This window comes from Clavibacter capsici (genome assembly GCF_001280205.1).
Taxonomy (GTDB): Bacteria; Actinomycetota; Actinomycetes; order Actinomycetales; family Microbacteriaceae; genus Clavibacter; species Clavibacter capsici.
On sequence record NZ_CP012573.1, the window covers coordinates 788,328 to 800,469 of the forward strand.

Annotated in this window: 10 protein-coding genes; 7 read left to right on the forward strand and 3 right to left on the reverse strand. The window is 70.9% G+C overall.

The window, feature by feature from the left end:
* Positions 1 to 225: 225 nt before the first annotated feature.
* From AES38_RS03875 to AES38_RS03890, 4 genes are all read left to right on the forward strand, one after another.
* Complete coding sequence (locus AES38_RS03875; protein WP_053773864.1) at positions 226 to 1,590, forward strand: ABC transporter substrate-binding protein; 1,365 nt, start codon at positions 226 to 228, stop codon at positions 1,588 to 1,590.
* Positions 1,591 to 1,714: 124 nt separating this feature from the next.
* Positions 1,715 to 2,686, forward strand: a complete 972-nt coding sequence (locus tag AES38_RS03880) for a carbohydrate ABC transporter permease (RefSeq protein WP_053773865.1) — start codon at positions 1,715 to 1,717, stop codon at positions 2,684 to 2,686.
* Positions 2,683 to 3,669 (forward strand): carbohydrate ABC transporter permease, encoded by a 987-nt coding sequence (locus AES38_RS03885; protein ID WP_053773866.1) that lies wholly within the window; start codon positions 2,683 to 2,685, stop codon positions 3,667 to 3,669. Before AES38_RS03880 ends, AES38_RS03885 begins: the two co-directional genes overlap by 4 nt.
* 124 nt (positions 3,670 to 3,793) lie before the next feature.
* Positions 3,794 to 5,674 (forward strand): ABC transporter ATP-binding protein, encoded by a 1,881-nt coding sequence (locus tag AES38_RS03890; RefSeq protein ID WP_053773867.1) that lies wholly within the window; start codon positions 3,794 to 3,796, stop codon positions 5,672 to 5,674.
* Between the two features lie 73 nt (positions 5,675 to 5,747).
* Here the strand turns inward: AES38_RS03890 and AES38_RS03895 are convergent, their stop codons facing one another.
* Together AES38_RS03895 and AES38_RS03900 are read right to left on the reverse strand one after the other, a co-directional pair.
* Positions 5,748 to 6,521 carry a DUF305 domain-containing protein gene (locus AES38_RS03895; RefSeq protein WP_053773868.1) on the reverse strand — a complete coding sequence of 258 codons (774 nt, stop codon included), beginning with the start codon at positions 6,519 to 6,521 and terminating at the stop codon, positions 5,748 to 5,750.
* Positions 6,522 to 6,523: 2 nt separating this feature from the next.
* Positions 6,524 to 7,267 carry a thioredoxin-like domain-containing protein gene (locus tag AES38_RS03900; RefSeq protein WP_053773869.1) on the reverse strand — a complete coding sequence of 248 codons (744 nt, stop codon included), beginning with the start codon at positions 7,265 to 7,267 and terminating at the stop codon, positions 6,524 to 6,526.
* Between the two features lie 169 nt (positions 7,268 to 7,436).
* On the opposite strand from AES38_RS03900, the gene AES38_RS03905 reads away from it, so the two are divergent.
* Both AES38_RS03905 and AES38_RS03910 read left to right on the forward strand, forming a co-directional pair.
* Positions 7,437 to 8,801 (forward strand): cystathionine beta-synthase, encoded by a 1,365-nt coding sequence (locus tag AES38_RS03905; RefSeq protein ID WP_053773870.1) that lies wholly within the window; start codon positions 7,437 to 7,439, stop codon positions 8,799 to 8,801.
* 53 nt (positions 8,802 to 8,854) lie between these two features.
* On the forward strand, positions 8,855 to 10,027 hold the full coding sequence (locus AES38_RS03910; RefSeq protein WP_053773871.1) for a cystathionine gamma-synthase: 1,173 nt from the start codon (positions 8,855 to 8,857) through the stop codon (positions 10,025 to 10,027).
* 42 nt (positions 10,028 to 10,069) lie between these two features.
* Here the strand turns inward: AES38_RS03910 and AES38_RS03915 are convergent, their stop codons facing one another.
* Positions 10,070 to 10,822, reverse strand: a complete 753-nt coding sequence (locus tag AES38_RS03915; RefSeq protein ID WP_053773872.1) for an RNase H family protein — start codon at positions 10,820 to 10,822, stop codon at positions 10,070 to 10,072.
* 182 nt (positions 10,823 to 11,004) lie between these two features.
* On the opposite strand from AES38_RS03915, the gene AES38_RS03920 reads away from it, so the two are divergent.
* Entirely contained in the window at positions 11,005 to 12,027 is a 1,023-nt protein-coding gene (locus AES38_RS03920) for a LacI family DNA-binding transcriptional regulator (protein ID WP_053773873.1), read from the forward strand.
* The last annotated feature ends 115 nt before the right edge of the window (positions 12,028 to 12,142 follow it).

Consider the following 12,142-nt stretch of genomic DNA (forward strand, 5'->3'; position numbering starts at 1 on the left):
GATGGCCCATCCGCGGCGGTGGCGCACGCGTCTCGTCCGCGAGGTAGACCGTTTCGTTACCTGACCCGCCTTGCCGTCACCTGCGAACGCCCCTACATTGACCTGTGGAACCGGTTCCCTATGGGGAGGAAACACCGCCGGTCAGGCGACGGCGCCTCACCCGCCGACGCACGCAGCACAGGACGGCGGGGCAGCCCGCATCCACTCGATGAAGAGGAGACGCACATGGGCCACGCCCTATTCCGACGTCGCTTCGCGGCACCCCTCGCAGCGGTCGGCATCGCCGGCCTCGCGCTCACGGGATGCACGGGCGACATCGCGGCCGAGGACAAGGCAGACACCGACTGCTCGCCCTACTCGTCGTACGGCGAGTTCGAGGGCAGCCCCGAGGTCAGCATCGGCGGCACGATCCAGGACGACGAGGCCGACCGCCTCGTGGAGTCCTGGAAGGACTTCCAGACCTGCACGGGCATCACCGTGAACTACCAGGGCACCAAGGAGTTCGAGGCGCAGATCGCGGTCCTCGCGGAGGGCGACTCGGCTCCCGACATCGGCATCATCCCGCAGCCCGGCCTCTTCAACGTGCTCGCGTCGAAGGGCTACCTGCAGGCCGCCCCCGCCGCGGTCGAGGAGAACGTCGACAAGGGCTGGTCCGCCGACTGGAAGGGCTACGGCACCGTCGACGGCACCTTCTACGGCGCGCCGCTCATGGCGAGCGTCAAGGGCTACGTCTGGTACTCGCCGAGCGAGTTCGCGGAGAAGGGCTACGAGGTCCCGAAGTCGACCGCCCAGCTCATGGACCTCACGAAGAGGATCGCGGACGAGGGCGACCACAAGCCCTGGTGCGTCGGCATCGGATCCGGCGACGCCACCGGCTGGCCGGGCACCGACTGGGTCGAGAGCTTCGTGATCCGCCAGGCCGGCGCGGAGACCTACGACAAGTGGGTCACGCACCAGATCCCGTTCAACGACCCCGCGATCGTGAAGGCGTTCGACGGCGTCGGCGACATCATCAAGAACCCCGACTACGTCAACGGCGGCCTGGGCGACGTCTCGTCGATCATCTCGACGGAGTTCGGCGACGCCGGCCTCCCGATCCTCGACGGCGAGTGCTCGCTGCACCACCAGGCCTCGTTCTACGAGGGCTTCTGGAAGAAGGCGGACGGCACCGACGCGAAGGTCTCGCCCGACGGCGACGTCTACGCGTTCCTCCTGCCGCCCACGAACGAGGGCGACGCGACCACGGTCACCGGCGGCGGCGAGCTCGTCGGCGCGTTCAAGACGAGCGACGAGATCACCGCGGTGCTCTCCTACCTCTCGAGCGACACCTGGGCGAACAACCGCGTGAAGCTGGGCGGCGTCATCAGCGCCAACAAGGGGCTCGACCCCGCGAACGCGTCGAGCGACATCCTCAAGCAGAGCATCGAGATCCTGCAGGATCCGAACTCCACGTTCCGATTCGACGGCTCGGACCTCATGCCCGGCGCGGTCGGCACCGACTCCTTCTGGAAGGGCATCGTCGGCTGGCTGAGCGGCGACTCGACCCAGAAGACGGTCGACGCCATCGAGTCGAGCTGGCCCGCGTCCTGATCCGCTGCCGGCCCTGACCGGACCGGCGCCGTCCCCCGCACGCACGCGGGAACCGGCGGGGCCGTCGCGCACGCGCGGCGGCCCCGCCTCCCTCCTCCATCCCGACCCGAAGGGCGAGACGTCCATGACGACCGCTGATCTGATCGGCAAGATCCTCCAGGTGGTGGCCGCGCTGGCCGTCTTCGCCGTGGTGATCGGGCTGATCCTCTTCCTCATCGACAAGGCGCCCAAGCGGGGCAAGGACTGGGTCCAGCTCGGCGCCTTCGTGCTCCCCGCGCTGATCCTGCTCGCCGTCGGCCTCATCTACCCCGCGTTCCGCACGACGCTGCTGGCCTTCCGCGACAACAGCGGCGAGTGGGCCGGCCTCGACAACTTCGTCTGGATGTTCACCCAGCCGTCCGCGCTCCGCACGCTGCTCAACACCGTCATCTGGGTGGTCTTCGTGCCGCTGCTGTCGACGGCCATCGGCCTCGCGTACGCGGTCTTCATCGACAAGTCCCGCGGCGAGAAGTACTTCAAGGCCCTCGTGTTCATGCCGATGGCCATCTCCTTCGTCGGCGCCGGCATCATCTGGCGCTTCGTCTACGACTACAAGTCGGGCGACAACGCGCAGATCGGCCTCCTCAACCAGATCCTCGTCTGGATGGGGCAGGAGCCGGTGCAGTGGCTGCAGACCTCGCCGATCAACACGGCGCTCCTCATCATCGTCATGATCTGGATCCAGACCGGGTTCGCCATGGTCGTCCTCTCCGCGAGCATCAAGGGCGTGCCCACCGAGCAGCTCGAGGCCGCGCAGCTCGACGGCACGAACGCGTGGGAGCGGTTCCTCAACGTGACGCTCCCGGGGATCCGCGGATCGCTCGTCGTGGTCGTCACCACCATCTCCATCGCGACGCTCAAGGTGTTCGACATCGTCCGCACCATGACGGCCGGCAACTTCGACACGAGCGTCATCGCGAACGAGATGTACACGCAGGCGTTCCGCGCCGGCGAGCAGGGCCGCGGCTCCGCGCTCGCGATCGTGCTGTTCCTCATGGTGCTGCCGATCGTCATCTACAACGTCCGCGTCATGAGCAAGCAGAGGGAGATCCGATGAGCGTCGCACCCGCCGACCTTCCCGTCGCGGACGGGGCCCGCCGCGGCACCATCGAGCAGGCCGCCACCGTCGGGGCGAAGAGCCGCCGCGTGAAGAACCGGCTCACCTCGCGTCGTGCGACGGTCGCCGCGCTGATCATCGCGGTGCTCTGGACGCTGCCGACCTTCGGCCTGTTCGTCTCGTCGTTCCGGCCGGCCGGCCTCATCCAGACCACGGGCTGGTGGACGATCTTCCAGAACCCGGGCTTCACGCTCGACAACTACCAGGACGTGCTGCTCTCCACCTCGCAGTCGTCGCCGCAGCTGGGCTCGTACTTCGTCAACTCGCTCGCCATCGCGATCCCGGCGACGCTGTTCCCGCTCGTCATCGCGTCCATGGCCGCGTACGCGTTCGCGTGGATCAAGTTCAAGGGCTCGAACTTCCTGTTCGTGCTGATCTTCGCGCTGCAGATCGTGCCGCTGCAGATGGCGCTCATCCCGCTGCTGCAGATGTTCACGCGCACGCTGCGCCCGCTCCAGGAGGCGGTCCACGCGGTCGTGCCGATCATCCCGGACCAGGGCTACCTGCCGGTGTGGGTGGCGCACACGATCTTCGCGCTGCCGCTGGCGATCTTCCTGCTGCACAACTTCATCTCGGAGATCCCGGGCGAGGTCATCGAGGCGGCCCGGGTCGACGGCGCGAGCCACGGCCAGGTGTTCTTCCGCATCGTGCTGCCGCTCGCCCTGCCGGCCATCGCGTCGTTCGCGATCTTCCAGTTCCTCTGGGTCTGGAACGACCTGCTGGTGGCGCTCATCTTCTCGGGCGGCACGGCCGACGTCGCGCCGCTCACGCAGCGCCTCGCGGAGCTCACGGGCACGCGCGGGCAGGACTGGCAGCGGCTCACGGCGGCGGCGTTCGTCTCGCTCATCGTGCCGCTCATCGTGTTCTTCAGCCTCCAGCGCTACTTCGTGCGCGGACTGCTGGCGGGGTCCACGAAGGGCTGATCCGCAGCCCGCCGACCACGGCCCGGTCGCCCGTCCCCACGGGCGCCCGGGCCGTCGTCGTCCCCGGCGCGCACGGTGGTCGGGGGAGATCCCCCACGGGCGTAAAATCGCCGGAATGACGAGGATGGGCGACATCGCCGCGGGCGGCGGGATGCGCGGGGGCGGCGGACGCCGCGGGCGGGTGAGCGCGGCCGACGCCGAGGCCCAGCGGAAGGCCAACGCCGAGGCGCCGCGCGTCGAGAACCTGCTCGGCCGGATCGCCGAGCTGTTCCGCCCGCACCGGCGCGCGCTGGTCCTCACGATCGCGCTCGTGCTGGTCGGCGCGGGGCTCACGGTCGTGCCGCCGCTCCTCACGCAGCAGGCGTTCGACCGCGGGCTCTTCCCGCCGACGGGCGGCCCCGACATCCCCGTCCTGGTCGAGCTCGTGGCCGTCATGATCGCCATCTGGATCGCGGGCGCCGGCCTCGGCGTCTGGCAGACGTACCTCACGGCCACCGTCGGCAACCGGGTCATGGGATCCATGCGCGTCGACCTGTTCCGCCACCTGCAGAGCATGGAGCTCGGGTTCTTCACGCGCACGAAGACGGGCGTGATCCAGTCCCGCCTGCAGAACGACGTGGGCGGCGTCGCGGCCGTCCTCACCAACACCGTCTCGAGCGTGCTCGGCAACACCGTGACGGTGATTGCGGCGCTCGTCGCGATGCTCGTGCTCAACTGGCAGCTGACCCTCGTGGCCGTGGTGCTCATGCCCGTGCTCGTGGTCGCGCAGCGGCGCGTGGGGCAGGTGCGAGCGCGGATCGCTTCGCGGACGCAGGAGTCGCTGTCCGACATGACCGCCATCACGCAGGAGACGCTCTCGGTCTCCGGCATCCTGCTCTCCAAGAGCTTCAACCGGCAGGCCGCCGAGACCGCGCGCTACGAGGCGGAGAACCGCACGCAGATCCGGCTGCAGGTCAGCCAGCAGATGAGCGGGCAGTGGTTCTTCGCGCTCGTGCAGATCTTCCTGTCGATCATCCCGGCCATCGTCTACGTGGTCGCGGGCTTCCTCATCACGGGCGGGGTCAGCGTCACCGCGGGCACCATCGTCGCGTTCACGACCGTGCAGGCGCGCCTCATGTGGCCGCTCATCGGCCTGATGCGGGTCGCGCTCGACCTCCAGACCTCGGGCGCGCTGTTCGCCCGCATCTTCGAGTACCTCGACCTCGAGCCCGCGATCCGCGACCGGCACGACGCCCGGCCCGTCGCGGCCGGCCACGCGCTCGGTCGCGTCGCCTTCGACGACGTGCGCTTCTCCTACCCGGACACCCGCCCCGGGGAGCGGCCGACCCTCGACGGCATGTCCTTCGAGATCCAGCCGGGCCAGTTCGCGGCGTTCGTCGGCCCGTCGGGCGCCGGCAAGACCACGGTGTCGTACCTCATCCCGCGCTTCCACGACGTGACCGGCGGCCGGGTGCTCTTCGCGGGCGACGACGTGCGGGACCTCCAGCAGGAGTCGCTGCTGGAGAGCATCGGCATCGTCAGCCAGGAGACATACCTCTTCCACGCGACCATCGGCGAGAACCTCCGCTACGCGCGGCCGGACGCGTCGCAGGAGCAGATCGAGCAGGCGGCCCGGGCGGCGAACATCCACCAGACGATCGAGTCGTTCCCCGACGGCTACGACACGCTCGTGGGGGAGCGCGGCTACCGCCTCTCCGGCGGGGAGAAGCAGCGCATCGCGATCGCGCGCGTGCTGCTCAAGGACCCGGCCGTGCTGATCCTCGACGAGGCTACGAGCGCGCTCGACGCCATCTCGGAGCGGGTCGTGCAGCAGGCGCTCGACACGGCGTCGCGCGGCCGCACGACCATCGCCATCGCCCACCGCCTCTCGACCGTGGTCGACGCGGACGTGATCTTCGTGGTCGTCGCCGGCCGCATCGTCGAGCAGGGCACGCACGTGGAGCTGCTCGCCCGCCGCGGCGAGTACGCCCGCCTCTACAGCGACCAGCGCACCGAGGCGGCCTGACGCCCGATCGCCTCCCCGGATGCGACGACCGCCCGCCCGCGAGGCGGACGGGCGGTGCGGCGGGCGGGTCGGGTCAGGACCGCGCGTCGAGGAGCTGCTGCATGTATAGGATCTCCTTGTCCTGGATCATCACCATGCCGCCGGCCAGGTCGGTGACGAGAGGGTTCCGCGACCGGTCGAGGAGGGCCTGCGCCATCTCCACGCCGCCGCGGTGGTGGGCGATCATCAGCGTGAGGTACTTCCGCTCCGCCTCGACGCCCGTGAGGGACCGCAGCTCGTCGAGGTCGGCCTGCGACGCGAGGCCCGGCATGGTGGCGCCCGGCGTCATGTCCATGGACGAGTGGTCCGTCCTCCCGTCGAGCGTCGGCAGCGTCATCCACGTCATGCGCGGCTGGGACGGCGCCTGGTCGAGGCCCCACGACGTGAGGAACGCGTACATCTGGCCGGCCTGCTGGGACTGCGCCTGCGCGATGTCCTGCGCGATGAGCTTGACCTCGGGGTCGTCCGTGCGGTCGATGATCATGAGCGACATCTGCACGGCCTGCTCGTGGTGCACCTGCATGTCGCGGGAGAAGCCGGCCTCGGCGCTGTTCGTGCTGGGCGTGAGGGCCGACACGGGCGCGGTGACCCGGCCCACGAGGAGCCCGGCGACCACGAGCGCGACCGCGACGATCCCCGCCGCGAGGCCGATGCGGATCCTGCGCCCGCGAGCGCGCGCCTCCTCGCCGTGCGCGACGAGCCCCGAGAGCTCCTCCTCGCGGATGTCATCGTCCGGGACGTGGTCGACGACGAGGTCGCCGTCGGGACGCGGGTCGGACGGAGCGCGGTCGTCGTCGCGGTCGCTCACGGTCAGCCGACCCGGCCCTCGCCCTCGAGGGCTCCGGTGCACGCGGCGCCGGCCTCGGGGGCGTTCGGGCTCTTCCAGTACTTGGCCATGAAGTCCTTGATGCGCGGGTCGTCGACCGAGTCGACCTTGATCTGCGCGCCCCACGCCGACATGGCGATGGGCGTGTCGAGGCCCTCGTAGGGCGACATGGTGACGTAGCCGCCGAACGACTCCGCGTACTTCTGCAGGTTCGCGAGGTCGTCGCCGGTGACCTTCGCGGCGTCGTAGGTGATCCACACGGCGCCGTGCTCGAGGTCGTGCACCGCGTTCTCGTTGGGCTGCGGCTGGTCGTAGATGCCGCAGTTGAGCCACATGGCGTTGTGCTCGCCGCCGGCGGGCGGGCTCATGCCGTCGTACTTGGCGGCGTAGTCGACCGTGCCCTGCACGTGGGTGCTCGGGAGCGAGTCCCAGGTGCGCAGGCCCTCGATGGAGATGTCGGCCGGGTCCTGCTTCGGCGTGCCGCTGGAGACGACCACGCCGATGACGACGGCGACGACCGCGACGGCGGCCACGGATCCCGTGATGATGCCGATGAGGCGGTTGCGGCGCGCGCGGTCCTGCTGCTTCTTGAGGGCCGCGACCTTCTCGGCGCGGCGGGCCTCGCGCTGCTGCTTGACCGTGAGGTCCTTCTGGGCCTGCTTCGCGGTCGGCGGGACGGGCCGTCCGCTCTGGTCGCCGGAGGGCGTGGTGTCGTCGCGTCGCGCCACGGAGGGTCCTTCTCTGCTGGGGGAATGTGCGCCCAGGGTACCGGCTCGGCCTGGGCGCGTCCTGCCCGCGGACGGCATCCCGCCCCCGTAACACGGGGAGGAGGCGCGCCTACACTGGATGGGCGGGGCCCACCGGACCGCACACCTGACACCGGGAGCACCACCACACGTGAAGTACGCCGACACGATCCTCGACCTCATCGGGAACACCCCGCTCGTGAAGCTCAACAAGGTGGTCGAGGGGATCTCGGCGACCGTGCTCGTCAAGGTCGAGTACCTCAACCCCGGCGGCAGCGCCAAGGACCGCATCGCCACGCGCATCATCGACGCGGCCGAGCGCGACGGCAAGCTGAAGCCCGGCGGCACGATCGTCGAGCCCACCTCGGGCAACACGGGCGTCGGCCTCGCGCTCGTCGCGCAGCAGCGCGGCTACCGCTGCGTCTTCGTGCTGCCCGACAAGGTCGGCGAGGACAAGCGCAACGTGCTCACGGCGTACGGCGCCGAGATCGTGGTCACGCCCACCTCGGTCGCGCCCGACCACCCCGACTCCTACTACTCGGTGAGCGACCGGCTCGCACGCGAGATCCCCGGCGCCTTCAAGCCCGACCAGTACTCGAACCCCAACGGGCCGCTCAGCCACTACGAGACGACGGGTCCCGAGATCTGGCGCGACACGGAGGGCGAGATCACGCACTTCGTCGCGGGCGTCGGCACCGGCGGCACCATCAGCGGCGTCGGCCGCTACCTCAAGGAGGTCTCCGAGGGGCGCGTGCGCATCGTCGGCGCCGACCCCGAGGGCTCCGTCTACTCGGGCGGCACGGGCCGCCCGTACCTCGTCGAGGGCGTGGGCGAGGACTTCTGGCCGGCCGCGTACGACCCCGACGTGGTCGACGAGGTCATCGCCTCGAGCGACCAGGAGTCGTTCGACATGACCCTGCGGCTCGCCCGCGAGGAGGGCCTGCTCGTCGGCGGATCCAGCGGCATGGCCGTCGTCTCCGCGCTCAAGGCCGCGAAGCACCTGGGGCCCGACGACGTCATGGTGATCCTCCTGCCCGACGGCGGCCGCGGCTACCTCGGAAAGATCTTCAACGAGAGGTGGATGCAGTCCTACGGCTTCGCCCGCGTCAACGGCCAGCGCACGGTCGCCGACGTGATGAGCGCCAAGACCGGCAGCCTCCCCGACCTCGTGCACGCGCACCCGAACGACACCATCCGCGACGCCATCCGGATCATGACCGAGTACGACGTGTCGCAGCTCCCCGTCCTCTCCGCCGAGCCGCCCGTCGTCATGGGCGAGGTCGCGGGCGCGGTCGACGAGCGCAGCCTCCTGGAGCTCGTGTTCAGCGGGCGCGCGCAGCTGTCCGACCAGGTGGGACCCTTCACGGGCGCCGCCTTCGGCCTCATCGGCGTGAACGAGACCGTGCCCGAGGCGTGGAGCGCCCTCGGATCCGCCGACGCCCTCATGGTGAGCGACGGCGGGAAGCCCGTGGGCGTGCTCACGCGGCACGACCTCCTCACCTACCTCACCGACTGATCCGCCGACCGGCCCGGCCCGCGCATCCCTCCCGACCCACAGAGACGAGCACCGTGAGCGACAAGCACGACTTCGACACCCGCGCGATCCACGCCGGCCAGGACCCGGATCCGACCACGGGCGCCGTCATCCCGCCCCTGTACCTCACGAGCACCTTCGTGCAGGACGGGATCGGCGGGCTGCGCGGCGGCTACGAGTACGCGCGCAGCGCCAACCCCACGCGCACCGGCCTGCAGGAGCTGCTCGCGTCGCTCGAGAAGGGCAAGCACGCCTTCTCGTTCGCCTCGGGACTGGCCGCCGAGGACACGCTGCTGCGCGCCATCACGCGCCCGGGCGACCGCATCGTCCTGAGCGACGACGTGTACGGCGGCACCTACCGCCTCCTCACGCGCGTGCTCGGCGACTGGGGGATCGTCGTCGAGACCGTCGACATGAGCGACCTCGCCGCCGTGGAGCGCGTGCTCGGGTCCGGCCCCGCGAAGGTCCTCTGGGTCGAGACGCCGAGCAACCCGCTCATGAAGATCAGCGACATCCGCGCGCTCGCCGACCTCGGCCACGCGGTCGGCGCCACGGTCGTCGTCGACAACACGTTCGCGTCGCCGTACCTCCAGCAGCCGCTGACGCTCGGCGCCGACGTGGTCGTGCACTCCACCACCAAGTACCTGGGCGGCCACTCCGACGTGCTCGGCGGGGCCGTGATCCTCGACGACGACGCGCTCGCCGAGAGGGTCGGCTTCCTGCAGTTCGCGATCGGCGCCGTCTCCGGGCCGATGGACGCCTGGCTCACCACGCGCGGGATCAAGACGCTCGCCGTCCGCGTCGAGCGCCACTCCGCGAACGCCGAGGAGATCGCCGCGTTCCTCCAGCAGCATCCCGACATCACGGCCGTGCACTACCCGGGCCTCCCGGAGCACCCGGGCCACGACATCGCCAAGGCGCAGATGTCCGGCTTCGGCGGCATGATCTCGTTCCAGGTGCGCGGGGGAGCGAAGGCCGCGCGCCGCGTGGTCGAGGGGACGCGGGTGTTCCAGCTCGCGGAGTCGCTCGGTGGCGTCGAGTCGCTCATCAGCTACCCGTCCGAGATGACGCACGCGTCGGTCAAGGGCACGCCGCTCGAGGTGCCGGACGACCTGGTGCGCCTGTCGGTGGGCATCGAGTCCGTCGAGGACCTCGTCGTCGACCTCGAGCGCGCGCTCGGCAAGGCGCTCAAGCAGGGCAAGCACTAGCGGCGGACGGTGCGGCGGCGGCCGCCGCGCCTCCCGCGCCGGTCAGGGAAGCAGCTCGCGCACGGCCTCGTCGACGCTGACCCCGCGGTCGCGCGCGTGGGCGCTGAGGCGAGCCATGGCGTCGCGGTCGAGCGCGATCGTGAGGGTGGTGTCGCCGGGCTCCGGCGCGACCTCCTCGTCGAAGGCGTCGAAGTCGAACAGGCCCGGCTGGGCGGGGGCCTCGGCCTCGACGGCCTCCGCCTCCGCGACCACGGGATCCGCGGCGGCGTCCGCCTCGGCCTCGACGGCCGCCGTCTCCTCCGTCGCCTGCGCGGCGGATCCGAAGCTCGCGTGCCCGGCCCAGCCCGGCCCCTCGGGGATCGGCCGTCGGCCCTGGAACGCCGTCGCGACCGCGCGCGCCCGGTCGTCGGCGGCCTCGTTGAGCGGGTGGTCCGCGTGCCCCTTGACCCACTCGAAGCGGTAGCGGCGGCCCTGGATCTCCGCGTCGATCTCCTTGAGCAGCTCCACGTTGAGCACCGGCTTGCCGTCGCCCTTGCGCCACCCCTTGCGCTTCCAGCCGGGCATCCACTTGGTGACCGAGTTGATGACGTACTGGCTGTCGCACAGCACGAGGAGGTCGTCGTCGAGGTGCGCGGTCGCGCGGAACAGCTCGAGCACCGCCTTCAGCTCGCCCTGGTTGTTCGTCGCATGCGGCCAGCCGCCTGCCGCCCAGTGCTCGTCGTCCACGTACCAGGCCCAGCCGGCGGGGCCGGGGTTGCCGAGCGCGGATCCGTCTGCCGCGGCGGTGATCGTCACAGGTGGTGCCTCTCGTCGGGTGGACGACCAGTCTGCCGCAGGCGTCCGGCCTCCCGTGCCCGCCCTCCCGGACGGCCCTCCGCATCCGCCGCCCCGTGTGACAGTCACATGTGACAATGTGACAATGTGACACCTGCGCCGCACGGCGCGCACGGGCCGCGGCCCGCACGAGGACGGGGTCGATGATGACGACGGAGACGCCACGGGGGAGGGCGCCCAGCATCCGCGACGTCGCGCGCCTCGCGGGCGTCTCGCACCAGACGGTCTCCCGGGTCCTCAACGACTCGCCCTCGCTCCGCGCCGAGACCCGCCAGCGCGTGCTCGACGTGATGGAGCAGGTGCAGTACCGGCCCAACCGCGCGGCCCGGGCGCTCGTCACGAGCAGGTCCCGCACGATCGGGGTCCTCACCTCGCAGAGCTCGCAGTACGGCCCTGCCTCCTCCATCGCGGCCATCGAGGCGGCGGCGCGCGAGGCCGGGTACCTGGTGACCACCTGCAACCTGGCGTCGTCCGACGAGGCGGCGATCAAGGACGCGCTCGGGCACCTGGTCGACCAGGCCGTCGAGGGGCTCGTGGTCGTCGCCCCGCAGGTGCGCGTGCGCGACGTCATCGCGAGCATGTCGCTCGACGTGCCGTACGTCACGATGCAGACCGCGGGCCGCGACACCGCGCCGGACCTCTCCGTCGACCAGATCGCGGGCGCGCGCCTGGCCACGCGGCACCTGCTCGACCTCGGCCACCGGGACATCTACCACCTGGCGGGACCGCAGGACTGGATGGAGGCGGAGGCGCGGATGCGCGGCTTCCTCGACGCGATGTCCGCGGCGGAGGTGCCGACGACCGCGCCCATCCTCGGCGACTGGACCGCGGAGTTCGGCTTCTACGCGGGCCGCGAGATGCTGCGCCTGCGCGACTTCACGGCGATCTTCTCCAGCAACGACCAGATGGCGCTCGGCCTCATCCACGCCGTCCGGGACGCCGGCCTCGACGTCCCGCGCGACGTGAGCATCGTCGGATTCGACGACATCCCGGAGGCCGCGCACTTCTGGCCGCCGCTCACGACCGTCCGCCAGGACTTCGAGGAGGTGGGCCGGCGATGCGTGGCCCTGCTCCTCGACGGCATCGGCGGATCGGGCGAGCGGTACAGCGGCACGATCATGCCCGAGCTCGTCGTCCGCGCCTCCTCGGGGCCGCCCTCGATGTGACGTCCCGCGCCTCCTCGAGGCCGTCGACACCCCACTTCGAGGGGTCGGGGGCAACCGGGTTGACAGAGCGGCCATCGGGAGTCGTAGACTCGCCTTCGCCGATGTGACCGTTCAC